Annotated in this window: 23 protein-coding genes and 1 pseudogene; 14 read left to right on the forward strand and 10 right to left on the reverse strand. The window is 68.0% G+C overall.

Annotation, left to right across the window (positions count from 1 at the left end; translation table 11 throughout):
* The first annotated feature begins 3 nt into the window (after positions 1 to 3).
* Positions 4 to 219 (forward strand): hypothetical protein, encoded by a 216-nt coding sequence (locus tag MTY59_RS19875; protein WP_250160605.1) that lies wholly within the window; start codon positions 4 to 6, stop codon positions 217 to 219.
* A gap of 54 nt (positions 220 to 273) precedes the next feature.
* On the opposite strand, the gene MTY59_RS19880 is transcribed toward MTY59_RS19875, so the two are convergent.
* Positions 274 to 684, reverse strand: a complete 411-nt coding sequence (locus MTY59_RS19880) for a F420-dependent biliverdin reductase (protein ID WP_221042664.1) — start codon at positions 682 to 684, stop codon at positions 274 to 276.
* Between the two features lie 35 nt (positions 685 to 719).
* Between MTY59_RS19880 and dprE2 the strand changes: the two genes are divergently transcribed.
* Genes dprE2 through MTY59_RS19900 form a run of 4 tightly spaced genes read left to right on the forward strand, consistent with a single transcriptional unit; the run spans position 720 to position 4112 of the window.
* Positions 720 to 1469 carry a decaprenylphospho-beta-D-erythro-pentofuranosid-2-ulose 2-reductase gene (dprE2, locus tag MTY59_RS19885; RefSeq protein WP_221042665.1) on the forward strand — a complete coding sequence of 250 codons (750 nt, stop codon included), beginning with the start codon at positions 720 to 722 and terminating at the stop codon, positions 1467 to 1469.
* Positions 1466 to 2632: a precorrin-6y C5,15-methyltransferase (decarboxylating) subunit CbiE gene (cbiE, locus tag MTY59_RS19890; protein WP_221042666.1), complete on the forward strand. Its 1167-nt coding sequence runs from the start codon at positions 1466 to 1468 to the stop codon at positions 2630 to 2632. Before dprE2 ends, cbiE begins: the two co-directional genes overlap by 4 nt.
* Positions 2629 to 3384, forward strand: coding sequence for a precorrin-4 C(11)-methyltransferase (gene cobM, locus MTY59_RS19895; protein WP_221042667.1), 756 nt, complete (start codon positions 2629 to 2631; stop codon positions 3382 to 3384). Before cbiE ends, cobM begins: the two co-directional genes overlap by 4 nt.
* Entirely contained in the window at positions 3384 to 4112 is a 729-nt protein-coding gene (locus tag MTY59_RS19900) for a cobalt-precorrin-6A reductase (RefSeq protein ID WP_221042668.1), read from the forward strand. The genes cobM and MTY59_RS19900 overlap by 1 nt, the downstream gene beginning before the upstream one ends.
* Here MTY59_RS19900 and sigC read toward each other — a convergent pair.
* Positions 4101 to 4655, reverse strand: a complete 555-nt coding sequence (gene sigC / locus MTY59_RS27450) for an RNA polymerase sigma factor SigC (RefSeq protein WP_250160885.1) — start codon at positions 4653 to 4655, stop codon at positions 4101 to 4103. The two genes, MTY59_RS19900 and sigC, sit on opposite strands and share 12 nt — an antisense overlap.
* A 114-nt stretch (positions 4656 to 4769) precedes the next feature.
* Positions 4770 to 5480: pseudogene (locus tag MTY59_RS27725) on the reverse strand (DUF2275 domain-containing protein); the annotation flags it as partial.
* A 167-nt stretch (positions 5481 to 5647) separates the two neighbouring features.
* Here MTY59_RS27725 and MTY59_RS19910 point away from each other — a divergent pair.
* Positions 5648 to 7303, forward strand: a complete 1656-nt coding sequence (locus MTY59_RS19910) for a PPE domain-containing protein (RefSeq protein WP_221042670.1) — start codon at positions 5648 to 5650, stop codon at positions 7301 to 7303.
* On the opposite strand, the gene MTY59_RS19915 is transcribed toward MTY59_RS19910, so the two are convergent.
* From MTY59_RS19915 to cobG, 3 genes are read right to left on the reverse strand one after another with little or no spacing between them, the layout of a single operon-like run.
* Complete coding sequence (locus tag MTY59_RS19915) at positions 7300 to 8778, reverse strand: precorrin-2 C(20)-methyltransferase (protein ID WP_221042671.1); 1479 nt, start codon at positions 8776 to 8778, stop codon at positions 7300 to 7302. The two genes, MTY59_RS19910 and MTY59_RS19915, sit on opposite strands and share 4 nt — an antisense overlap.
* Entirely contained in the window at positions 8775 to 9401 is a 627-nt protein-coding gene (locus MTY59_RS19920; protein WP_221042672.1) for a precorrin-8X methylmutase, read from the reverse strand. Before MTY59_RS19920 ends, MTY59_RS19915 begins: the two co-directional genes overlap by 4 nt.
* Before the next feature lie 45 nt (positions 9402 to 9446).
* A complete protein-coding gene (gene cobG, locus MTY59_RS19925) occupies positions 9447 to 10541 on the reverse strand; it encodes a precorrin-3B synthase (protein WP_221042673.1) in 1095 nt (364 codons plus the stop codon).
* Between the two features lie 713 nt (positions 10542 to 11254).
* Here cobG and MTY59_RS19930 point away from each other — a divergent pair.
* From MTY59_RS19930 to cobN, 7 genes are all read left to right on the forward strand, one after another.
* The gene (locus tag MTY59_RS19930) at positions 11255 to 12088 is read left to right on the forward strand and encodes a tryptophan 2,3-dioxygenase family protein (protein ID WP_221042674.1); all 834 of its coding nucleotides are present in this window, start codon (positions 11255 to 11257) and stop codon (positions 12086 to 12088) included.
* 301 nt (positions 12089 to 12389) lie between these two features.
* The gene (locus MTY59_RS19935) at positions 12390 to 13217 is read left to right on the forward strand and encodes an ABC transporter permease (RefSeq protein WP_221042675.1); all 828 of its coding nucleotides are present in this window, start codon (positions 12390 to 12392) and stop codon (positions 13215 to 13217) included.
* An 11-nt stretch (positions 13218 to 13228) separates the two neighbouring features.
* Positions 13229 to 13975 carry an ABC transporter ATP-binding protein gene (locus MTY59_RS19940; protein ID WP_221042676.1) on the forward strand — a complete coding sequence of 249 codons (747 nt, stop codon included), beginning with the start codon at positions 13229 to 13231 and terminating at the stop codon, positions 13973 to 13975.
* Complete coding sequence (locus MTY59_RS19945) at positions 13972 to 14982, forward strand: ABC transporter substrate-binding protein (protein WP_221042677.1); 1011 nt, start codon at positions 13972 to 13974, stop codon at positions 14980 to 14982. Before MTY59_RS19940 ends, MTY59_RS19945 begins: the two co-directional genes overlap by 4 nt.
* Positions 14983 to 14993: 11 nt before the next feature.
* The gene (locus MTY59_RS19950) at positions 14994 to 16085 is read left to right on the forward strand and encodes an LLM class flavin-dependent oxidoreductase (protein ID WP_221042678.1); all 1092 of its coding nucleotides are present in this window, start codon (positions 14994 to 14996) and stop codon (positions 16083 to 16085) included.
* A gap of 41 nt (positions 16086 to 16126) precedes the next feature.
* The gene (locus MTY59_RS19955) at positions 16127 to 16801 is read left to right on the forward strand and encodes an alpha/beta hydrolase (RefSeq protein ID WP_221042679.1); all 675 of its coding nucleotides are present in this window, start codon (positions 16127 to 16129) and stop codon (positions 16799 to 16801) included.
* 47 nt (positions 16802 to 16848) lie between these two features.
* Positions 16849 to 20424 carry a cobaltochelatase subunit CobN gene (gene cobN, locus MTY59_RS19960; RefSeq protein ID WP_221042680.1) on the forward strand — a complete coding sequence of 1192 codons (3576 nt, stop codon included), beginning with the start codon at positions 16849 to 16851 and terminating at the stop codon, positions 20422 to 20424.
* 30 nt (positions 20425 to 20454) lie between these two features.
* Here the strand turns inward: cobN and MTY59_RS19965 are convergent, their stop codons facing one another.
* The 4 genes from MTY59_RS19965 to MTY59_RS19980 are packed head-to-tail and all read right to left on the reverse strand — an operon-like array spanning position 20455 to position 24277.
* Positions 20455 to 21258 carry an SDR family NAD(P)-dependent oxidoreductase gene (locus tag MTY59_RS19965; RefSeq protein ID WP_221042681.1) on the reverse strand — a complete coding sequence of 268 codons (804 nt, stop codon included), beginning with the start codon at positions 21256 to 21258 and terminating at the stop codon, positions 20455 to 20457.
* A 2-nt stretch (positions 21259 to 21260) separates the two neighbouring features.
* Positions 21261 to 21893, reverse strand: coding sequence for a TetR/AcrR family transcriptional regulator (locus MTY59_RS19970; RefSeq protein WP_221042682.1), 633 nt, complete (start codon positions 21891 to 21893; stop codon positions 21261 to 21263).
* Positions 21894 to 21896: 3 nt separating this feature from the next.
* Positions 21897 to 23042: a sulfotransferase family protein gene (locus tag MTY59_RS19975; protein WP_221042683.1), complete on the reverse strand. Its 1146-nt coding sequence runs from the start codon at positions 23040 to 23042 to the stop codon at positions 21897 to 21899.
* A complete protein-coding gene (locus MTY59_RS19980) occupies positions 23039 to 24277 on the reverse strand; it encodes a DUF1214 domain-containing protein (protein WP_221046544.1) in 1239 nt (412 codons plus the stop codon). Before MTY59_RS19980 ends, MTY59_RS19975 begins: the two co-directional genes overlap by 4 nt.
* Positions 24278 to 24406: 129 nt before the next feature.
* Here MTY59_RS19980 and MTY59_RS19985 point away from each other — a divergent pair, with 129 nt between their 5' ends.
* On the forward strand, positions 24407 to 24796 hold the full coding sequence (locus MTY59_RS19985) for a PPOX class F420-dependent oxidoreductase (protein WP_221042684.1): 390 nt from the start codon (positions 24407 to 24409) through the stop codon (positions 24794 to 24796).
* The last annotated feature ends 6 nt before the right edge of the window (positions 24797 to 24802 follow it).

The following is a 24802-nucleotide window of genomic DNA, read 5'->3' on the forward strand; positions in this document are numbered from 1 at the left end:
ATAGTGAGGGAGATTGCGGGAAAGATCTTCTTGACCAGAGAGGAGGCAGGCGTCCCTCCGCCAAGCCCGGAAAAGCTTGCGCGTGCGCGGCAACTTCTCGACGAGTTTCAGGAGAAGATAGACGCTGTTGCCGAGGAAGACCGGCCGACAGAGATCTCGCCAAAGTTCTGGGACGACATTTCGGGTACCGAGTATGACCCCCGAAGGAAAGATCGCTGATGGCCGAGCTTTTGGACTTCAGAGCCGTCTGGAGCGAGCTAACCCGGGCTTAACCTACTCGCCCCGGTCCAGAAGATCTGACGACCCCAGCACCCGCTCGATCTGAACCTCGATGACCACGCGTCGCGGGTTGGGTCGCGGCGTGCGATAGCGCTGCGCGTAACGCAGCTCGGCGTCACGCACCGCGTCGGCGTCGTTGTTGACCTTGGACCGGCCCTCCAGCGACAGCCACCGCGCGCCGTCGACCTGGCTGAGCACGGCCAGTCCGCCCCGATCGGCGTTGACCGCCTTCTGCGAACCCCCGGTGGTGATGACCCGAGCGATGTGGGTCTTGGGGTCGAAGGTGAAACCGACCGCCACCACGTGCGGTGAATTGTCGGCTCGCAGCGTGGTCAGCATGGCCAGATGGCGTTCCGACAGAAACGCCAACGCGTCGTCGGTGAGCCTGGTAGTGGTATTCGCCATCACCGCTCACGCTAGCGCAGGTGATAATCGCAGCCGTGGACGACACGGGCGCAGGTCCAGTACTAATCCTGGGCGGCCGCAGCGAGATCGGGATCGAGCTGGCGCGACTCCTCGCGCCGGGCGCGACGGTCGTGCTGGCCGCCCGCCGGGCCGATCAGCTCGCTGAGCAGGTCAACACGCTCAAAGCCGCGGGCGCCACGGCGGTCGACACCAGGGAATTCGACGCCGACGACCTGGCCTCGCACGGCCCGCTGGTCGCCTCGATCCTCGCCGACCATGGTCCCATCGGCACCGCGGTGCTGGCGTTCGGCATCCTGGGCGATCAGGCCCGCGCCGAAGCCGACGCCGCGCACGCGGTCGCCGTCGTCCACACCGACTACCTCGCCCAGGTCAGCCTGCTCACCCATCTGGCCGCGGCCATGCGCAAAGTGGGCACAGGCCGGCTGGTGGTGTTCTCCTCGATCGCAGGCGCGCGCGTGCGCCGCGCCAACTACGTCTACGGCTCGGCCAAGGCCGGCCTGGACGGCTTCGCCAGCGGCCTGGCCGACGCGCTGCACGGCACCGGGGTCCGGCTGCTGATCGCCCGGCCCGGATTCGTCGTCGGCCGCATGACCGAAGGCATGTCGCCCGCACCGCTGCCCAGCACGCCCGCGCAGGTGGCCGCCGCGACCGCGCGTGCGCTGGCGAAGGGTCGCCGCACCGTGTGGATCCCGTGGGCGCTGGGCCCCGTGGCGGCGGTGATGCGATTGCTGCCACAATTCGTCTGGCGCAGGATGCCGCGATGATCATCGTGGTCGGAATCGGCGCCGACGGCATGGCCGGACTCGGCGAGGCGCCGCGCGCCGAACTCCGCAGGGCCGCAATAATATACGGCTCCAAGCGGCAGCTCGACCTGCTCGACGACACGGTGCGCGCGCCCCGGCGGCAGTGGCCGTCGCCGATGTTGCCCGCCCTGCAAACGCTGCTCGACGAACACCCGGGTGATGTGCACGTGGTGGCCAGCGGCGATCCGCTGCTGCACGGCGTCGGGGGCACCCTGATCCGCCTGCACGGCCGCGACAACGTCAGGGTCCTGCCGCACGTGTCGTCGGTGACGCTGGCGTGCGCGCGGATGGGCTGGAACGTCCACGACACCGAGGTGATCAGCCTGGTCACCGCGCCCACTCACACCGCGGTGCGCCGCGGCGGCCAGGCGATTGTGCTGTCGCAAAGCAGCTCCACACCAACGCAGCTCGCCGCACTGCTCACCGCGCATGGCCGTGGCGATTCGGAATTCACCGTTCTCGAACGACTCGGCGCCCCGGACGAGCACCGCCGCGATGGCACCGCCCGCGGTTGGGTCGACGATCGAAACTTGGACGACCTCAACGTGATTGCCGTGCGGTATTTGCCAGACGAACGTGTGGCACCCCTGCCTGACGGTGCCTTCACCCACGACGGGCAGATCACCAAACAGGGTATCCGTGCGGTGACGCTGGCCGCCCTGGCGCCGCGCCCAGGGGAGCGACTGTGGGACGTCGGCGCGGGCTCGGGCAGCATCAGCGTGGAGTGGTGTCTTGGTAAAAGCGGTTGCAGCGCAGTGGCATTCGAAAGCAACGAAGAACGCCGGCGCAATCTCGAAGTCAATGCCGCGGCCTTCGGGGTCTGCATCGATGTGCGAGGCGAGGCCCCCGGCGCGTTCGCAGGCGCCGAGCCACCGTCGGCGATCTTCGTCGGCGGCGGACTGACCCAACCCGGCCTGTTCGACGCCTGCTGGGCCAACCTGCCCGCCGGCGGGCGACTCGTCGCCAACGTGGTCACCACCGAGTCCGAAGCCGTTCTGGCGCAAGCGTATCAGCGCCTGGGTGGTCAGCTGCGACGCTTCCAGCACTATCACAGCGAGCCGCTGGGAGCCTTCACCGGCTGGCGCCCGCAGTACCCCGTCACCCAGTGGGCGGTGACCAAGTGACGGTGTATTTCATCGGCGCGGGACCGGGAGCGGCCGACCTCATCACCGTGCGCGGCCAGCGGCTCCTGCAATCCTGCCGGGTGTGCCTGTATGCCGGCTCGATCATGCCCGAAGATCTGCTGGCGTTGTGCCCGGCAGACGCGAAAGTGATTGACACCGGCCCGCTGACGTTGAAGCAGATCATCGGCGAGCTGAGCGACGCGCACGCCGCCGGCCTGGACGTGGCGCGGCTGCATTCCGGTGATCCGTCGCTCTACAGCGCGCTGGCCGAGCAATGCCGGAGGCTCGACTCCCTCAGCATCGATTACGAAATCGTGCCTGGCGTACCGGCTTTCGCCGCCGCGGCGGCCGCGCTGAAGCGCGAGCTCACCGTTCCCGGTGTGGCGCAGACCGTGACGCTGAGCCGGGTGGCAACCCTGTCGACGGCGATGCCCCCCGGCGAAGACCTGAAGACCCTGGCCCAATCCGGCGGGACCCTCGTCCTGCACCTGGCCGCAGCCCAGATCGACGCCATCGTCCCGCAGCTTCTCGAAGGCGGCTATCAATCCGAAACGCCGGCAGCCGTCGTGGCATTCGCGAGCTGGCCGCAAGAGACGGTGCTGCGCGGCACGCTGGCGGACATCGCCGGGCAGATGCATCGGGCGAACATCACCAAGACCGCCGTCATCGTCGTCGGCGACGCACTGACCGCTGGCGGATTCACCGACAGCTACCTGTATTCGACCGAGCGTGCCCGGGGGAGCAGACATTGATGCGCGTCCTGCTGCTCGGCGGCACCGGCGAGGCGCGCGCGCTGGCGAAAGCCCTGCACCCGCGCGTCGACATCGTCAGCTCCCTGGCCGGTCGGGTTCCGGATCCGGCCCTACCGGTCGGCCCGGTGCGCATCGGCGGCTTCGGTGGCGTCGACGGATTACGACGATGGCTGCAAGACGAACGCATCGACGCCGTCGTCGACGCCACCCACCCGTTCGCGGCGACCATGACGGCGCATGCCGCCGCAGCGTGCACCGACTTGCGGATCCCTCACCTGATCCTGGCCCGCCCGGCGTGGGATCCAGCCGCCGCCATCGTCGTCGAGTCGGACGCTGACGCCGCTGAAACCGTGGCCCGGCAAGGCTATTCGCGGGTGTTTCTCACCACTGGACGCTCGGGCGTGCGGGCCTTCGCCGGCAGCGATGCGTGGTTCCTGATCCGGGCGGTCACCGACCCCGACGCGTCCGCGCTGCCACGCCATCACCGGGTGCTGCTGTCCCGCGGACCGTACGGCTACGACGACGAGTTCGCGCTGTTGCGCGACCACCGCATCGACGCCCTGGTCACCAAGAACAGCGGCGGGGACATGACCCGCGCGAAGCTGGATGCCGCGGCGGCGCTGGACGTTCCGGTGGTCATGGTGGCGCGGCCGCCGCTGCCCGCCCGGGTGTTGACCGTCGGCACGGTGGCCGAGGCCGCCGAATGGGTTGGCGCGCTAGCCGGTTAGGTGGCCGCGCTCGCCATCGGCCAGCAGCGCGTCGCGGGCGCGCGCCACGCGTGAGCGGATGGTGCCCACCGGGCAGCCGCAGACCGCGGCGGCGTCCGCGTAGGGCAGGCCGAGCAGCTGGGTGAGCAAAAGCGCTTCGCGCTGTTCGGCATTGAGGTTGGCGATCATCGTCGTCACCTCGACCAGGTCCTCGAATCCGCGGGCGTGCCGGTCCCCGCGCACTACGTGTTCGGGATCGGCGCCCACGGCGGCGCGGGGACGCGATTGCAGGTGCCGGATGTGGTCGGCCACGACGCGGCGCGCAATCGACAGCAGCCAGGTCCGCGCGCTTGAGCGCCCAGAGAACCGCTCGATCGCGCCGATGGCGCGCAGGAAAGTTTCTTGGGTCAGATCGTCGGCGTTGCCCGTATCCGACAGATAGGCAACGAACCGCCACACGTCTTGCTGGGTGGCCTTGATGAACGACTCGAGCGCTCGGGAGTTTCCGCGTGCGGCTGACAACGCGAGCTCGGTTACGGCCTCGTCGTCGCTCAGCGCGGTCATGCCCAACCACCTTTGTTGTGCGAGTTTTCCGATTCTACGACGGCTCGTCGTAGAGCACGCGGTGGGGTCGAGGGCGGCATGGTTGATGGGCCGCAGATGCCCGCGCCGCCGGCCACTGGGTGAGTCCGCCGCCCAGGTGGGAAAGTCGGCGTCGTCCGAGGCATCGGAGCCGCGCCGTCGGTGCGAGCCCACCCGTTCCCGCGCCACCAGCAAGGCGAACGCCAAGCCCAACAACAGGGGCATGTGGCTGGCGATGCGGGTCGCGGTGACTTCGCCGTCGAAGGCGTCGACGATCACATAACCCAGCAGCGCAAGGGAATAGACACCGGTGATCGCGGCCACCCCCGAAGCGGAGGCGGGCCACACGCCGGCGGCGATCATGGCCAGACCCAGCGCCAGCAACCAGGCCGTCGACTCGTGCATCAGGTGCTCGCCGGACATCGCGCCGTGCATGTGGCCGGACACCATGCCGAAATCGATTCCGCTGATTTGGGCGGCGGCGATCGCCACCTGGAAAAGGCCGACGGCGATCAGGCCCCACCGCCGGTAGTGCGACCGCAACCAACGCATCCGGGCCGGGTGGCCGGTGGGCTGTTCGCCGATGCTGGCCATGATCTTCTCGACCAGATCCGGTCCGTCGCCGGGAGTCACCGAGGCCAGCCGGCGCGTCTGCACCGCCGCCCCGATCAGCCAGGAGCGGCAGCTGCGGCAGGATTCGAGGTGGGCGTCGACCTGCTGCGCGAGCACCTGTGGGCGCTCGCCGTCCAGTCGAGCCGACAGCGCTTCGCGCGCAATCTCACACCGCATCCCTGCATCGTTGCGCATGGCCCGGCCGCGCGCAAAGACTCGCGCAATTTGGCGCCCGACGAAATCGCCGGGAACTTATTCGCGCCGGCGACCGACATCTGATCGAACGCATCGCCCAGCCCATCCCAAGATTCACCGAAATTCACCGAAGAGGTATTCGTGCTCTTGCCTGAAGGCACCCGACGATGACCGCCCCGATCTGGATCGCGTTTCCGCCCGAAGTGCACTCGACGTTGCTCAGCAGCGGCCCCGGCCCCGGGCCGCTGCTGGCCGCTGCAACCGCATGGTCGTCGCTGAGCACCGACTATGCGACCGCGGCAGCCGAGCTCAGCGGAGTTTTGGGTGCCGTGCAGGCGGGTTCGTGGGACGGACCCAGCGCGGACCAGTACGTGGCCGCACACGCCCCTTACCAGGCCTGGCTGCTGGAGAGCGCGGCCAAGAGCACGGCGGCGGCGAGCCTGCACGAGACCGCGGCTACCGCCTACACCGCGGCCCTGGCCGCCATGCCGACGCTCGGCGAACTCGCAGCCAATCACGCAGTGCACGGGGCGCTGGTCGCCACGAACTTCTTCGGGGTCAACACCATTCCCATCGCCGTCAACGAGGCCGACTACGCGCGGATGTGGGTGCAGGCCGCCACGACGATGACCACCTACCAGGCCGTCAGCGCATCCGCGCTCGCTGCGGTCCCCGCGACGACGCCCGCGCCGACGATCGTCGTGCCGGGTGCGGAGGCGGGCACCGCCGGCGTCGCCGCGGTACAGGCGGCCGCGGTGGCCCCGGCGGCGAATTCCGGCTCCAACCTGAACAATGCGGATACCTCGAGTGCCCAGCAGCAGGCGACGACGGCTACCCAGACCTACCCGTCGTGGCAGGACCAGCTCACGCAGTGGCTGCAGCAGTACACCCAGAATTTCGCCTGGCCGGTGTCCAAGGAACTCAACCCCGGCGGGTGGCCGTTTCCGCCTGCGCCGTTCGTCAATGGGCTCGCGTCGTTCTTCAGCCAATTGGGCTTCTCGCCGGCCCTTTCCAGCGCGCTCGGCTGGGCCATCTTCCACACCCTGATGATCTTCTGGCCCTTCATGCAGGCCGCGATCCAGATGGCGGTGGTTCTCGCGCCGGTTGTCGTTGCCGCCATCGGCGCGGCCGCGGCGGGCGGTGCGGCGGCCGCGGTCACCGCGATCAGCGTCGCGGTCCCGCTCTCGGCGGCTCCGCCGGTGCCCGCCGCCGCGGCGGCGCCCGCACCGGTGGCCGCTCCGGCGCCAACGATCGCGACCGCGCCGGCCAGCGCGAGCCACGTGCCGACACCGTCCACCGCTCCCGCGACGACGGTCGCCGGTTCGACCGGCGGCGGACCGGTCGGTGGGGGACCCGGGGTCGGTTTCGGTCCGACCGCGACCGACGGAATCGGAGCGAACCTGTCCAACGCCCTTTATGCGGTGGGGCTTTCGGGACTGTCGGCGCGCGGCAGCGCCAGCAGCCGGTCACGTCGTAAGTCGAAGGAACCGTCGTCCGACGACCTCGACGCGCCCGAGGCCGCGGCCGCAGCCTCGGCGGCCAAGAAGAAGGCTCGCGCCCGCCGTCGCCGTGGCGGCACCGCGACCGAGCGCGCGTACCGGTATGAATTCATGGACATGGACGAAGGTGTCGGTCCAAGCGGTGACGCCGAAGATGCCTATGCCGCAAGCCCTTCCGCGGACAGCGCGGGACCGCTCGGGTTCGCCGGTGCCGCAGCCAAATCCGATGCCGCGCGGGCCGCTGGGTTGGCGACGTTGACCCGTGACGGGTTGAGCGACGGCCCCACTGCGCCGATGATGCCGAGTACCTGGGACCGCGACTAGCCCTGGTAGCGCCGTGGCGTAAAGACGCGGTCGGTGGAATCGTGTGAGTACCACTGGGTTTGCGACGACCCGACGATCAGCAGGCACCGCATGTCGATCTCGCCGGGATTGAGATCGGCCAGCCTGACCACGCGGACGTCTTCGTCGGGGCCGGAGACGTTGCGGCCGATCACCACCGGGGTGCCGGGTTCGCGGTGGGAGAGCAAGATGTCGCGCATCGCGCCGACCTGCCAGGTTCGCGTCTTGGAGGCCGGGTTGTAGATGGCCAGCACCAGGTCGGCGGCCGCGGCGGCCTGCAGCCGCGTGGCGATCACCTCCCACGGCTTCAGGCGGTCGGACAGCGAGATCACCGCGTAGTCGTGCCCCAACGGGGCACCGACGCGGCTGGCCACCGCCTGGGCGGCGGTCATCGCGGGAATCACCCGGACCTGCACACCCGGCCATTCTTTGGCCTCTTCCAGCACCGCGGTCGCCATCGCGAAAACACCCGGGTCACCCGAGGACACCACCGCCACGGCGCGGCCCTGCTCGGCCAGCGCGCAGGCCAGCCGGGCCCGTTCAGGCTCGTCGCGGTTGTCGCTGGGGTGACGTTGCTGGCCGTCGTGAGCCGGGACGCGGTCCAGGTAGCCGCCATAGCCGATCAGGTCGGTCGCCGTGGCCAGCTCGCGGCGGGTCTGCGGCGTCATCCAGTCCAGGTCGCCGGGACCCAGTCCCACCACCGTGACGCTGCCGGCCGCGGGCTTGTGTCGGCCGCGCTGCCCGCCCGGCAGGATGGCCAGCGAGAAGTACGGGACGCCGGCCTCGTCAACGTCGGCGGCGGGCAGGATGCGTTGCGTGGTGGTGCTGGCCCGCTCCACGTAGAACGCGTCGTCAAGCTGTCCTGATGCCGAAAGGGCTTCCCGCACAGCGTGATACGAACGTCCAAGCTTGAGCACGACGGCGGCGTCGGTGTCGGCGAGCCGACGGGTCAGCTCTTCGACCGGCAAGGTGCCCGGCAGCACCGACAGCACCTCGTCGCCGGCCACCAAGGGTGTCGCGATGGCCGCCGAGGCGGCGCTCACCGACGTCACGCCGGGCACGATGACGGCGTCGAACCGCTCCGTCAGCCGGGTGTGCAGGTGCATGTACGAGCTGTAGAACAGCGGATCGCCCTCGGCCAGCAGGGCCACGTTGCGACCGGCGTCGAGGTGCGCCGCGATGCGCCCGGTGGCCTCGACGTAGAAGTCCTCGATCGCACCGGCATAGCCGCCGGGATGATCGGTCGTCTCGGTGGTCACGGGGTAGACCAGGTGCTCTTCGATCTGGCCGGGCCGCAGATAGGGTTCGGCGATACCGCGCGCGATGCTGCGGCCGTGCCGGGCGCTGTGATAGGCCACGACGTCGGCCTCGCCGATCACCCGGGCGGCCTTGACGGTCACCAATTCCGGGTCACCGGGCCCCAACCCGACGCCCCACAGGACGCCCCGGTTGGTCATTCGCGGTCGCTCGCGATCGCGTTGACGGCGGCGGCTGCCATGGCACTGCCGCCGCGGCGTCCCCGGACCACCAGATACGAGGTGCCGCGCGGGTCGTCGATGAGCTCCTGTTTGGACTGCGCCGACCCGACGAAACCCACCGGCCCGCCCAGCACGCCGGCCGGCGGGGCGAGCCCGTCGTCGATCAGTTCGAGCAGCCGGAACAGCGCGGTCGGGGCATTGCCGATCGCCAGCACCGCGCCGGGCAGCCGGTCCGCCCACAGCTCAACTCCGGCCGCCGAGCGCGTGGTCTGCCGGCGTGCGGCCAGTTCGGCCGCCCGCGGATCGGCCACCAGGGACACCACCTGGTTGTCGGCCGGCAGCCGTGCGGCGGTGATCCCGGCGGCCACCATCGACGAATCGCACAGCACGGGAGCGCCGCCGCGCAGGGCCGCGCCGACACGGTCGACGACGTCGTCGGTGAACGCGACATGCTCGGCGACGTCGACCTGGCCGCAGGTGTGGATCAACCGGACGACCACCTGTGCCACGTCGGCGGGGAATCGCGCCAGGTCGGCTTCGGCGCGGATCGTCGCGAACGACTGGCGATAGATCTCCGCCGCGTCGCGGATGTAGTCGAGCACCCGCCCACCTTAAGGCTCGCCCACGCGGCGACCCGCCGCACCCGGCTACAGCTGCCGGTATCCGTCCGGTGTGGCCACCAGCACCTCACCGGCGAGCGGACTGCCGCACGCCCGGTCGCAGCCGACGAAGTGCCGGTGCACCGTCGAGTCGGCATCCAGCGATCGCGCGGCATCCGCCCGCACGTCGGCGGCCGAGCGTGCGCAGCCGGGGCTGCCGGTGCAGGCGCTGACGGTCAGCCACGGCGAGTTCTCGTCGAACACCAGGCCCAGGGGCGCCAGCACCCGCAGCGCGGTGTCGGCCACCTCTTCACTGAGATCACACACCAGCACCGAGCGCCACGGCGTGATCACCAGCGGCGCCTCGATCGCAGCCAGGTACTCCGCGACGCGCGCCGGCAGCACACCCAGCGGCACCGCCGCGCCCAGCGTCACCCGCCCGTCGTCCTGGCCGATCCAGCCCACCGGCGCCTTGGTGACGGCCGCAAAGGAGATGGGGCCCGGTTCGGCGCCGGGGAGCAGCCGCCGCAGATCGTCCAATTCTTGGACGCGCCAAGCCGTTTCGCGGATGTCGACGAACCGCGACGCGAGGGTGATCAGCGTCTCGACGACCTCGCCGGCCACCAGCCGGACACCGGTGTCGCGTCCGGCGAGTAACAGCGCGCAGCCGTCGGGGAACGCGTGCACCCCGACGTCGGCGCGCAGCCCCGAGACGTCGGCGCGCCCGTCGTCCAGGCTGAACCAGAACCGGCCGCCCAGCTCGGCGAGCCTGGGCTCGGCGCAGAGCGCGGCGTCGAGCTCGCCGACCCAGCGCCGCAGGTCGAGGTGTCCTCCGGAGCGGCCCGACAGCGGTGAGGCCACGATGTTGCGGGCCCGCTCGTGCGTCGTCGACGGCAACAGGCCCGCCGCCGCGAGCTTCTCGCCCACCGCGGTCAGGTCGGTCAGCCCGCGCAGCTGCACGTTGCCACGGGCGGTCAGCTCGAGCGACCCCGAACCTGACTGGCTACTGACTGCGGCCAACGTGGCCAGCTGGGCGGCGGTGATCATGCCGCCGGGCAGCCGGATCCGGGCCAAGGCGCCATCGGCCGCCTGGTGCACCTGCAACGCACCCGGGCATGCGTCTTCGGCACTGGTCCTGGCCACCGGTCAACGGTACGGGTCCGTAGATCTCCTGAACACCAGGACTGAATCTGACGCCAGCGTGAGCTTCGCCGGAGCCGTTTCTCTCGAGGCCCGACAGTGAACCGATTTCGAACTAACCGCCGAGCAAGGTTTTTTGCTGAAAGCTTTGAAATCCGGCGCGAACCGAATCCTAATCGGTCAGCGTTCCCGTTGGTGGCCACCGCGACCGCCACCCGGCGGCCCGGGCAGGGTGCCTGCGCCGCGGGCAACCGCGAGCGGAATGCTTCGGCGAAGGACCCGCGATCGGTTGCTCGTCTCGGTGCGGCTGGTGGCGGGATAACTCTGCCCGATGTTCGCGAAGGGCGGCGTCACGACCCTCATGGCCGTCAGGCGAGGCCGCATCCCTGCGTAAGGGTCGAAGTCTGGTGGTATCGACGAAAAACGCTGTTGCAGAATGTAATCCGTGCTCGTGCGCTCATTTTCGATTGCGTAATTTTCCCGTGGCTGCCGGAGCCGCCACTCTGTTTGCTTGCAGTTTGCTGCCGCCCACCACTCTATGTAAGCGTCCCGACTACGCTACCGGCTTCATAAGCCGGAAAACATGATTGAAACTCACAATGCTCTGGATCATGCAATCGGTCGGGACGGTTGCGGGGCCAAGTCCTAGGGCCCCGGGTCAGAAATAGCTAGTGCACCAAACTGTTCGGCCCATGCCAAATCGAGGTTTTGGAGGAATGGTGAGTATCAATTCGTTCGAAGAGGACAATGGGAGCTTTTTAGTCTTGACCAACGACGAAAAGCAGCACAGCCTGTGGCCGGTAGCCACGGCTCCAAGCATGTTGCAGGAACAGTTGGACAAACGTGTCAGCTCAGTGGAAGTAACTCCCGCCGTTTGCCCGTTCAGACATCTGGAAGACCAGGCCGACGACATCGATGCCGAGGGAAGGCCCGAGGCCAAGCTACGCTACGCGGATTACCTGCACCTCGACGAGCTGCTCGGCGCGGTACAGCCTTCGTCTGGGGACGCCGACCGGTCTGTTTGGGCCGACGAGAGGTACTTTCAGATCATCCACCAAGCCTCTGAACTGTGGGTGTCGCAGATCTTGGTCGACCTTGACCTTGCACTTGAGTCCGCCCGTCGTTCGGACTTCGACAGAGCGGTCGGTCGTTTGAAGCGCGCCAACGCCCTGCTTGAACTGATCGTTACGACACAGAATGCCCTACAACACCTTGCGGTGAATGACTTCCACCGGTTCCGGCCTGGTTTACAGGGTATGAGCGCCGGACAGTCGCCCCAGTTCACGACCATACTGGCCGGCGTTCGCCACGCTCCCGTGGCGGCGTTACTCGAAATCGTCTCCGACCGGCGCAACGGCGACGGGGGCAACCGCCGGCAACGCCTCCATCTCGGCGCGCAGCTCGATGTATTCATCGCCGGCCTCACGCGCTGGCGGCTGGCTCACTTAGACGTAGTCAGCCGCTTCATCGGGGGCAGTCGGGGCACTGGGGGCACGGCCGGGCTTGGCTTCCTGATCGATCGCCTTTTTGACGCTTCCTGTCCATCGTAGGAGGGGGCGTCCTTCCTGGTAGGCCGGAAACGTTGCCGCGGGCAGCCGACACGTTCCTGCCTGCGCGCGGTGGTCCTGGATCTGGCGCGCTGAATCATTGGTTTCGCCACAGGGTGGCGCGGCAGTGTAGGGGTCGTGACCTGAGTTGACGCATGTGATCTCTGCACAAGGTGACTAATCTGCTTGAGCAGCTACGCGGTACTACTCCTAACGGCCACCGCCGGACCCGGTGTTCTTCGATTGCTTTCAGCCAGACGTAAACCCTTACCCGGACCCCCGGCCGCGCCATAGCGTCGGCACGGTGAGCATTGCCACCGCGCTTGACGCTGCGCCGAGCAAGCCGGGCGGAGCCCGAGCCGGCGGCCCGAGCGGATTGTGGGCGCGCCGCAAATGGGAAGTCGTGCGCGTCGCGTCGCCGCTGGCCGTGCTGGCACTATGGCAGCTGGGCAGCGCCCTCGGCCTGATTCCCGCCGACGTACTTCCGGCCCCCTCCCTGATCCTCGAGGCGGGCGTCGAGTTGACCCGCAACGGCCAGCTCGCAGATGCGCTGCACATCTCCACCGTCCGCGTTGTAGAGGGGCTGCTGCTGGGCGGGATCATCGGGATCGTGGCGGGCGCGGCGGTCGGCCTGTCCCGCTGGATCGAATCGACCGTGGACCCGCCGATGCAGATGATCCGGGCACTGCCGCACCTGGGGCTGATCCCGCTGTTCATCCTCTGGTTCGGAATCGGCGAGCTGCCCAAGGTGTTGCTCGTCGCCCTCGGTGTGGTCTTCCCGCTCTACCTCAACACCTTTTCGGCGATCCGGCAGGTCGACCCCAAGATGCTGGAAACCGCTCGGGTGTTGGGTTTTTCGTTCGCTCAGCGGTTCACCCGGATCATCGTGCCCAGCACGGCGCCGCAGGTGCTCGTCGGTTTCCGGCAATCGCTGGCCATCGCGTGGCTGACCTTGATCGTCGCCGAGCAGATCAACGCCGACAAGGGAATTGGCTTCCTGATCAACAACGCCCGCGATTTCCTGCGAATCGACATCATCATCTTCGGGCTGACCATCTACGCGCTGTTGGGCATCATCACCGACGCCCTCGTCCGGCTCATCGAACGCCGCACGCTGCGTTACCGACACTGAAAGGTCCAGGCTTGACACTCATCGCGGAAACGGCCGCCACCACCCGCGGGCGGACAGGTATCGCCGGCGAGCTGCGCCACGTCGACAAGTGGTACGGAAACCGGCAAGTGCTCAACGACGTTTCGGTGCGGGTGCAACGGGGCGAGATCGTCGCTCTGGTCGGGCGCAGCGGCTCGGGCAAATCGACGGTGCTGCGAGTGCTCGCCGGATTGTCGGATGACCACAGCGGGCAGCGCTTGGTGGCCGGCGCCCCGGCGCTGGCATTCCAGGAGCCGCGCCTCTTCCCGTGGCGCGATGTGCGGACCAACGTCGGCTACGGCCTCACCCGCAGCCGCATCCCGCGGGCGCGAGTCCGCGAGCGCGCCGACCAGGCGCTGGCCGACGTCGGGCTGGCCGACCATGCGGGAGCGTGGCCGCTGACCCTGTCGGGCGGTCAGGCGCAACGGGTTTCGCTGGCCCGCGCGCTGGTGGCCGAGCCCCAACTGCTGCTGCTCGACGAACCTTTCGGAGCGCTGGATGCGCTGACCCGGCTGACCATGCACACCCTGCTGCTGGGTTTGTGGCGCCGACACGGGTTCGGGGTGTTGCTGATCACCCATGACGTCGACGAAGCGGTCGCGCTGGCCGATCGTGTGCTGATGCTCGAGGAAGGCCGTGTCGTGCACACGCTGACCATCGACGAGCCTCGCCGCGGAACAGGTGTGGCCACCGAGCGGCATCGCGCGGAGTTGCTGGATCGTCTTGGTGTGCGGCTTTGACGCGGGGTTTCGCCGCGCTGGCCGCGACGGTCGTATTCGTGTTGGCCGGATGTGTCTCGCGCACTGCGAGTTTGGGGCCTAAGCCGCCGCCGGCCGCGGTGCCGTTGTCGGAGGTGTCGGGTCTGACCCTGCAGGTGGGGGATCAGAAGGGTGGCACCGAAGCGCTGCTGCGCGCCGCCGGGCAGCTGGACAACCTGCCCTACCGCGTCGCGTTCTCGACGTTCACCTCCGGGCCGCCGCAAGTCGAGGCGGCCACCGCGGGCAAGATCGACTTCGCGATCACCGGCAACACGCCGCCGATCTTCGGGGCCGCCAGCAACGCGAGGATCAAGGCGGTCTCCGCGTACGGTGGCGGTGGCGCGGGCAATCGCGTTCTGGTGCATGCCGATTCGCCTATCACATCGGTCTCCGATCTGCGTGGGAAGGCGATCGCCGTTGCCAAGGGCAGCTCGTCGCACGCCAACCTGTTGGCCCAGCTGGACAAGGCCGGGCTCAAGCCCGCCGAGGTGAAGTTCGTGTTCCTGCAGCACGCCGATGCGCTGTCGGCGTTCAGCCAGCACCAGGCCGACGCCTGGGCCATCTGGGATCCCTATACGGCCCAGGCCGAACAGCAGATCCCGGTGCGCAGCATCGCCGAGGCGCAGGGCGTCACCAATGGCGACTGGGTGGGCGTCGCATCCGACCGGGCGCTGGACGACCCGAAACGCAACACCGCGCTGTCCGACCTGCTGGTGCGTTTCGAGAAGGCCGTGCAGTGGGCCAGGGCTCACCCCCAAGAATGGGCCCAAGACTATTCCGCCGCAGTAGGATTAGATGCCCAAGTGGCGGCGGTCGCGGCGACGCGCAGCCTGCGGCTACCGACCGAACTCGGTGATGACGTGGTCGCGTCGGAACAGAAGCTGGCCGATTTGTTCGCGGCCGCAGGCCAGCTCGCGTCGTCGCCCCGGTTTGCCAACTGGGTCGACCGTCGATTCAACGAGGCGTTGCGACAAGGCCTCGCCAGCTGATCTGAGGAGTTATGGCGGCAAAGTTTTTCTGGTTCTTACCGACCACCGGCGACAGTCGATCCATCGTGGGCGGCTCGCACGCGTCGTCGCATCACGTGGTTCCGGCGAGCCATCGCAAGCCGACGCGCCGCTACCTGGCCGAGGTGGCGCGCGCCGCGGACCGGCTCGGCTACGAGGGCGTGCTGACTCCCACCGGAACCTGGTGTGAGGACGCGTGGTTGACGGCGTCGGCGCTGCTCGCCGAGACGGAACGGTTGAAGTTCCTGGTCGCGTTCCGGCCGGGCCTGGTGCCGCCGACGCTGGCCGCCCAGCAGACCGCGACGCTGCAGCGCTTTTCGGATGGCCGGGTGCTGCTCAACGTCGTCAGTGGCAGCGACGATCGCGAGCAGCGCCGCTTCGGTGACTGGCTCGGCCACGACGAGCGCTACGCGCGCACCGGCGAATTCCTGCACATCGTCAGCTCCGTGTGGCGGCAGGAATCCGTCGACTTCGAGGGCAAGTACTACCACGTCGAAGACGCGCGCGTGTCCGAGCCGCCGGATCCGTTGCCGCAGATCTATTTCGGCGGATCCTCACCACCGGCGCTGGCCATCGCTTCCGAATACGTGGACGTGTATCTCACCTGGGGTGAGCCGCCGCAGGCCGCCGCCGAGAAGATCAGCACGGTTCGGACGCTGGCCCACGAGCGGGGCCGCGAGATGCGGTTCGGAATCCGGTTGCACACCATCAGCCGCGACACCTCCGCGGCGGCATGGGCGGTGGCCGAGGAACTGGTCAACGAACTGAGCCCCGAGCAGATCGCGAATGCCACCGAGCAGCATGCTCGTTCGGAATCCGAGGGGCAGCGCCGGATGACCGCGCTGCACGGCGGCCGTCTCGACAAGCTGGAGATCTACCCGAACCTGTGGGCCGGGGTGGGGCTGGTGCGCGGCGGTGCGGGGACCGCGCTAGTCGGTAGCCACCAGGAGGTCGCCGACCTCATCGCCGAATACCACGCGTTGGGCTTCGACGAATTCATCCTGTCGGGTTATCCGCATTTGGAAGAGGCCTACTGGTTCGCCGAGGGCGTCTTGCCGATCCTGCGCAACAAGGGCGTTGCCTGATCGAGGATTGAACACACGTCAGCGCGGGCATCCTCGTGCCCGTGAGGACGGTGGAATATGCCCCTGGCCGGCTGGCCGATGTCTTCGGCGAGCCGGCGCCGTCCACGATCTTGTTGTGGCATGGCGCGCAAACCGATGCCCGCGCCGCCGTCGGCCCACTGGCCGGCATGCTGGGCGGGCGCTCCGCCGTGGTGGTGGCACCGGACTGGAACTCCCATGCCGCTGACGGCGGGCGGGCGGATCTGCTGCGGTCGCTGGAGTTCACCCGCAACCTCGCCACCGATGCCGAGCGCATCCTGCTTGTCGGATGGTCGATGGGCGGGGCCGCCGCGGCGGGCGTGACGCTGAACGCGGCGCAATTCGACTTCGCTCCCGCGCACACGGTCTGCCTCGCCGGAGCGTTCATGGTCCCCGATCCGATCTCCGGTGCGCCGCTGACCGATGGGCTGAACGCCGCCGGCGTCGGTTCGCCGTTCTCGTTGCTGCACGGTCTCGATGATGACGTCGTGCCGGTGGCCGCCAGCCGAGAATTTGCCGCCCGCCTGGAAAGTGTCGGCTGGCCGGTGGAGATGGTCGAACTGGCGGCCGATCACGGGTCGATCGCCGGCGCCGACTACGACGCCCTCGCGGACCGCTACGAACCGGCGAAGGACGGACCGGCCCGGATCGTGGCGCAACAGGTCGCCGACCGGATCGCGGCGATGCTGGGCGGTTGAGCGGTCCCAGTAGGGGCGCGTGCGCCTGGTTGCGGTACGAATGACGGGTGGCTGAGCCGACCATCCTGCTGCTGTCGACATCCGATACCGACCTGATCAGCGCCCGTTCCAGCGGGAAGAACTATCGGTGGGCCAATCCGTCGCGACTGTCGGAAGACGAACTGCCCGACCTGCTGGCCGACGCCGCCATCGTGGTGGTGCGGATCCTCGGCGGCTACCGCGCATGGCAGAGCGGCATCGACACGGTGATCGCCAGTGGGGTGCCCACGGTGTTGGTCAGCGGCGAGCAGGCCGCCGACGCCGAATTGACCGGCCTGTCCACGCTGGCCGCGGGCATCGCGGTGCAGGCGCACATCTACCTGGCCCACGGCGGCGTGGACAACCTGCGCCAGCTGCACGCCTTCCTCTCGGACACCGTGTTGATGACCGGGTTCGGATTCACCCCGCCGGTCGTGACCCCGACGTGGGGGGATCTGCCGCGGCCGCACGCAATTGATGCCGACGGCCCGACGATCGCCGTGTTGTACTACCGCGCGCAGCACCTGGCCGGCAACACCGGCTACGTCGAGGCGCTGTGCCGGGCCATCGAGGACGCCGGCGCGCGGGCGATGCCGGTCTACTGCGCGTCCCTGCGCACCGCCGAACCCGAACTGCTGCAACGGCTGGGCGACGCCGACGCCATGGTGGTCACCGTCCTCGCCGCCGGGGGACTGCGACCTGCTGAGGCCGCCGCCGGCGGTGCCGATGACAGCTGGAACGTCGAACACCTTGCCGCGCTAGATATCCCGATCCTGCAGGGGCTGTGCCTGACCAGCCCGCGCGCCCAATGGCGCGCGAACGACGACGGACTGAGCCCGCTCGACGTGGCCAGTCAAGTGGCCGTGCCCGAGTTCGACGGCCGTATCATCACTGTGCCGTTCTCCTTCAAAGAGATTGACGACGACGGCCTGATCTCTTACGTCGCCGACGCGGAGCGCTGCGCCCGAGTCGCGGGCTTGGCGGTCCGCCACGCGCGGCTGCGCCAAGTCGCCCCGGCGGACAAGCGGGTGGCCCTGGTGTTCTCGGCCTATCCCACCAAGCACGCCCGCATCGGTAACGCGGTCGGGTTGGACACGCCGGCGAGCGCCGTCGCGCTGCTGCAGGCGATGCGCGAGCACGGCTACCGGGTGGGTGAGCTGCCGGGCGTCGAGGCCAACGACGGCGACGCCCTGATCCACGCGCTGATCGAGCGGGGAGGACAGGACCCCGATTGGCTCACCGAAGGCCAGCTGGCGGGCAACCCGATCCGGGTGTCCGCCAAGGACTACGGCGAATGGTTTGCGACCCTGCCCACCGGCTTCACCGACGCCGTCACCGAGCACTGGGGCCCGGCACCCGGTAACCTGTTCGTGGACCGCAGCAACGATCCCGACGGCGAAATCGTCATCGCCGCAATGCAATCGGAGAACCTGGTACTGATGGTGCAGCCGCCCCGCGGCTTCGGGGAAAACCCGGTCGCCATCTATCACGACCCGGACCTGCCGCCCAGCCACCACTACCTGGCCGCCTATCACTGGCTGGACGTCGGCTTCGGGTCGCACGCGGTGGTGCATCTGGGCAAGCACGGCAACCTGGAATGGCTGCCCGGCAAGACGCTGGGCATGTCGGCGGCCTGCGGCCCCGACGCCGCGCTGGGCGACCTGCCGATGATCTACCCCTTCCTGGTTAACGACCCCGGCGAGGGCACCCAGGCCAAAAGGCGCGCGCACGCCGTTCTGGTCGACCATCTGATTCCACCGATGGCGCGCGCCGAATCCTACGGTGACATCGCACGTTTGGAGCAACTGCTCGACGAGCACGCCAACGTCGCCGCGCTGGACCCCGGCAAGCTACCCGCCATCCGCCAGCAGATCTGGACGCTGATGCGGGCCGCCAAGATGGACCACGATCTAGGGCTGACCGAACGACCCGAGGAAGACTCGTTCGACGACATGCTGCTGCATGTCGACGGCTGGCTGTGCGAGATCAAGGATGTCCAGATCCGCGACGGCCTGCATATCCTGGGGCAAAAGCCCACGGGGCAAGCCGAACTGGACCTGGTGCTGGCGATCCTGCGGGCCCGCCAACTGTTCGGCGGCGAGCACACCCTGCCCGGATTGCGACAGGCCCTGGGTCTGGCCGAAGACGGCACCGACGACCGGACCACGGTCGATCACACCGAGGCCGTGGCCCGCGAACTCATCGCCGCCTTGCAGGCGACCGGCTGGGACGCCGATGCGGCCGAACGGATCGCCGACAACGCCGACGTCGCCGCGGTGCTGCGATTCGCGGCCACCGAAGTGGTGCCACGCCTCGCCGGCACCGCCGCCGAAATCACGCAGGTGCTGCGCGCCCTGGACGGCCGGTTCATCCCGGCCGGCCCGTCCGGATCCCCGCTGCGCGGCCTGGTCAATGTGCTGCCCACCGGCCGCAACTTCTATTCCGTCGACCCCAAGGCGGTGCCGTCCCGGCTGGCCTGGGAAGCCGGTGTGGCACTGGCGGATTCGCTGCTCACCCGCTACCGAGACGACCACGGCCAGTGGCCGCAATCGGTCGGGCTGTCGGTGTGGGGCACCTCGGCGATGCGCACCGCCGGTGATGACATCGCCGAAGTCCTCGCCCTGCTCGGTGTTCGCCCGGTGTGGGATGACGCGTCGCGGCGCGTCGTCGATCTGGCGGCGATTCCGCCGGCCGAGCTGGGCCGCCCGCGCATCGACGTCACGGTGCGCATCTCCGGTTTCTTCCGGGATGCCTTCCCGCACGTGGTGACGATGCTCGACGACGCGGTGCGGCTGGTCGCCGACCTGGACGAGCCCGCCGAGGACAACTTCGTCCGCGCCCACGCCCAGGCCGACCTGGCTCAGCACGGCGATCAACGCCGTTCCACCACAAGAATTTTCGGATCCAAGCCGGGTACGTACGGCGCGGGGTTGCTGCAGCTGATCGACAGCCGCAACTGGCGTGACGACGCCGACCTCGCTCAGGTATACACCGCCTGGGGCGGCTTCGCCTACGGCCGGGACCTCGATGGCCGCGAGGCGGTCGACGATATGAACCGCCAATATCGTCGCATCGCGGTGGCGGCCAAGAACACCGACACCCGCGAGCATGACATCGCCGACTCCGACGACTATTTCCAGTACCACGGCGGCATGGTGGCCACGGTGCGCGCACTGACCGGGCAGGCGCCCGCCGCCTATATCGGCGACAACACCCGCCCCGACGCGATCCGCACCCGCACGCTGTCAGAGGAGACCACCCGCGTCTTCCGGGCGCGCGTCGTCAATCCGCGCTGGATGTCGGCGATGCGGCGGCACGGGTACAAGGGCGCGTTCGAGATGGCGGCGACGGTGGACTACCTGTTCGGCTATGACGCGACGGCCGGCGTGATGGCCGACTGGATGTACGAACAGCTCACCGAGCGCTACGTGCTGGACCCGGAGAACCGCAAGTTCATGTCGGAATCCAATCCCTGGGCGCTGCACGGCATGGCCGAACGGCTGCTGGAGGCGGCCGGGCGTGGCATGTGGGCGGAGCCGCAACCGGAAACCCTCGACGGGCTGCGTCAGGCGCTACTGGAAACCGAGGGCGATCTGGAAGGCTAGCCCTCCGCTGTTACGCTCGAGCGCGACGGCCTAGATGAAGTCCGACCCGCCATCGACGTTGACTGTCGCACCGGTGACATAGCCGTTGCGCCGCGACGCCAGGTAGGCGGTAACGGAGGCGACCTCTTCGGGCAGTCCGGCGCGGCCGAGGTCACAGGGCTGGTGAAAGTTGTTGTCGATCCAGGTCATGACGTCGACCGGGTTGGTGGCGTCGAGGCCATCGGCGGCGAGGACCCCCTTGAGCGCTTCGGTGAAGCTCGCGGTGACGATAGTTCCCGGACACACGCAGTTGACCAGAATGCCGTCCCTGGCAAGGCTTTTCGATAGGTTCTTGGTCACACTGGCCAACGCCGATTTCGATGCCGTGTAGGCGATGATCCGCGGATTTTGACGCTGAATCGAATGCGCGGACAACGTCACGATGCGGGCCCAGTCCGCGGAGCGCAGCTGCGGTAAGGCTGCGCGAATCGATCGGACGGCCGACATCGTGCCGAGGGTGAACGCCTCGTCCCATTGTGCGTCGTCCATCTGCTCGAAATAGCCGTCGCCCGGTCCGATCGTGTGGACCAGGCTGTTGAGTCGCCCCCAGCGTTGCGCGACGGCGGCGAAGCCGGCGGTGATGGATTCGGCGTCGGTCATATCCACGCTGATGCCCACGGCATCCGGAGCACCCGCCCGCCGCAGCGACGAGACGGCGGCATCGAGCGTCTCGCGGCCCCTGGCCATCACCGCCACGCTGGCTCCTTCGGCCGCAAGGGCTTCGGCGATGGCCAGTCCCATGCCCTTACTGCCGCCGGTGACCACGGCCGTCGATCCGGCGAAGCCCAGGTCCATCGCTAGTCTCCTTTGATTGGTTCTGTGACCCGCACGCCCAGCGCACGCAGGCAGAACTGCAGCATGCGTTCGCGGAGCACGTTGCGGTCGAAATTGCCTGTCGCCCAGTGTTGGTTGATGCCCGCCCAGACCACCCCGTGAATGAACTGGGCGTCCGTCATCGGATCGACGTGGTGGAACACCCCGCTTTGCAGGCCGCGTTGCAGCGCCTCGGTCAGCGGCCTGAGCATCTCCGCGTACGCGGGCTGAACAAGTGCAAAGGACTGCGACTGAGCTTCCATCGACAGACGACGCAAGTCGGATTTGACCTTGTCATCGAACGCCAGGTCGAGTCGTCCATCGATCCACGCCGCGACCGCGTCGACCTCCGTGGCGGCAGGTGCCATCCGGCGTCGCAGTCGCCGTTCCTCCACGCGGGCCATGTCGAGAAACAGCGCGGCCACCAAATCGTCCTTGGATTCGAAGTGCCGATAGAACGCCCGGGTGCCCAGCGCAGCCCGGTCCAGCACCGCGCCGATGCTGAGCTTCCCAATTCCGTTCTCCCGCAGAATGGTTGAAGCGGCAGCCAGGATCTCACGGCGCACCGCTGCGTCTGGACCGAGTTTTTCGCGTCGCCGCGTGCGAGGGGTGCTCACGCTTCAGGCCGTCGCGTCGTACGCGGCGAGATAGTCCCCAAACCGCCCGCGCACGCCTTCGGGTGTCAGGCCGTAGTCGACCAGGTCGTAGCCATGTGCGCCGCGGGAGCCCGGCCGGTGGTCTGAGGCCCAACGCGTGACCGCGCCGAGGGTGGCATCGGTGAAGGTCAAGCCCAGGGCCTCGTAGCTCGTTTGCAGCGTGCCAACCGGATCCGTCTGCAGGTCCGCGAACGAGACGTCGGCGAATCGGTCATCGCCCATCCGGCCGCGGAAATCCATTGCCCGGCGGACGCCTTCGACCCAGCTGTCGACCTGCTCGGCGCCGAGTTCCCTGGCGTCGTCGCGGTCGCTGCTCCAGCTACGCACATACCGGATCAGGCTGCAGACCGAACCCATAACTTTCGCCGGATCGCGATGACTCCAAAGGAATTTGGCGTCGGGATATGCCTCGACGAGAGCGTCGAGGGCGAACATGTGCACGGGCGTCTTGAGATGCCACAGCACGGGCGGACAGTGCCATTGCAACAGCCGGAGCACTCGTCGATGAAAGACGTAGGTCTCGCGCATGTCGCAGTCCATCAACCACGCGAGATACCCGGGCGCGCGCACGGCGCCGTCAAAGTGGAAGGTGCGAAAGCTCATTCCCATCAGGTCCTGGCATTCGGTCGGCGCTGTGGCCTCGGAGTTATACAAGGTTTTCATCAGCGGGAACATGTCGTCGAGCATCTTCAGGCCGGCCTCGGCCTGCGCGATCCGCGGGTCGCTGTGTTCGGTCGCGGCCTCCGGTGGTGGGGTAGGCGCTTGCGACTCCCACATCCGCAGCGATCGGAACTGGGGATCGGCGGCCACCAGTTGGCTCAGCGCGGTGGTTCCGGTGCGGGGCAAGCCGATGACGAAGACGGGGCCCCCGACCGTCTGGTCGTCGATCTCGGGGTGGTGACGGTAGGCGTCCTCGACGTTGAGACGTTGGATCAGGGCGTTGCTGATGGTGGCGTGCTGGATGACCCGCCCGATGTCGTTGAGGTCCGCCTCGTTGTTCAGCGCGTCGACGATGCGTTCGAGTCCCTCGCGGTAGTAGGACGATCCGAAATCGTCGAGGCCGGTCGCTGTTCGAGCGCCGTCCTCCAACTCATCAGCATCGAAGGTCACCGTCCGAACCTTTCGTGCACAGCGCGGCGCCTTGCCGCAAGGATTGGTGCGCGCTGTTCGGGGGTGACTTGTGCGGTGTCCGAAGGTAACTCGGTGTGGACATTGTCGAACTGCACCACTCGTGTCGTCGGTGTGGGCGCCGTTTCAGTCCGCACGCAGCGCAGGATAATGGGCCCGTTGCTGTGGCCAGCGGTGTCGAGCCAGTTGGCGATCCCGGGGTCGCGATCGCACAGCACCACGCGGACCAATCCATCGGAATCCATCGCGGCCTGATGGGCATTCAGGCTGGACTGGTGGCGCCCGTAATGGATCGTCTCCCACCACGGGTTGCCGATCGAGAAGCTCCAATAGATGCCCTGTGGTGGTTCCACTTCGACGATGAGGGCCTCGCCCGGATGTAGTTCCCACCGGCCGATCACCGGCCGGTTCTCCGCGGCAGCTCCCATGTCGGTGCGATCGATGGGAGGCAAGAAGCCGTTGGGCGGTGCGACCGACCCGAACTGCAAAAAGAACGCCAGGTTGTCGGCGACGAAGTCGCCGAGCGCGGTCAGTTGCCGCGTCATCGCTGAATAGGAATCGACTGGACCGGGTGCGGCCCGGACCGCGTCACCGAGTCGCTCGATGCGCAGCGACGAGGCCACCTCGGTATCCCAGTCGTAGAAGAAGTGCCGCACCGTCAACGTGGGATGCCCACCTTCGATGCGCATCCAATTGCCCGCTCGCCCCGACTGTTTCGAGGCCGACAGCACCACCTCGAAGTTTCCGTCGGGATCGGTTTCTAGCTCGTCGACCAACTCGTTGGCGGTGGCGGTGATGCCGTTCATCGTCTGGAGTCCGACGTAGCGAGCGGTCCCGCGGTTGCCGTACAGCCGATAGCTCTCCCCGCCGTGGAGCGCGGCGCGGGTGTAGAGGCAGTCCGGGCACTCCATTCCCCAGGTCACGATGTCATCGGTGCTCGTACGTTGGACGCGCAGTACCGGATCTGGATCGAACCGCAGCGCCTCGTCGATACCCGCGGTGAGCAGCACCAGCAGGTGCCGGATTCCGGCGGCGAGATCGATCCGATTGCGGCTTGCCGGCTCGGATTCGACGGTCTGCGCGGCCTCATTGAGCCGGTTCAAGAGTTGTGACCACCCCGCAAACAGATCGGGATTGCTCGCCTCGCCCGACGATTCCAAGGCCGCCTCGGCGATCGTGAACGGCAACCACGCCAGCGGCTTCTTCGGATCGCCCATCATTGCCTACTTCGATCGGTGCTCTGCATCTCTTAATTGAAAATAATGTTTTCATTTAAGCTGTCATGACTATCGCAGCCGAGCGCTGAGAATGTCAACGTTGAGGTCCCGCGGCGGTAAGTTGTTCTCGTGACGCCGACCTTCGACGACCTTGCCAAGACGCAGTACATCCTGCTGACCACGTTCACCAAAGACGGCAAACCCAAGCCGACGCCGATCTGGGCCGCCCTGGACAAGCAGCACGGGGATCGACTTCTGGTGATCACCCAGGAAAAGTCGTGGAAGGTCAAGCGAATCCGCAATACCCCGCGGGTCACGCTGGCCACCTGCACCATGAACGGCCGCCCGACCAGCGAGGCCGTCGAGGGGACCGCAGCCATCCTGGACAAGTCGGAAACCGCCGCCGTCTACGACGCGATCGGCAAGCGCTACGGCGTCGTGGGTAAGGTGTTCAACTTCTTCAGCAAGCTGCGCGGCGGCATGGAGAACAACGTCGGCCTCGAACTGAAAGTGGCCTGAACGCCA

Origin of the sequence: Mycobacterium senriense, assembly GCF_019668465.1 — a bacterium.
Lineage (GTDB): Bacteria > Actinomycetota > Actinomycetes > Mycobacteriales > Mycobacteriaceae > Mycobacterium > Mycobacterium senriense.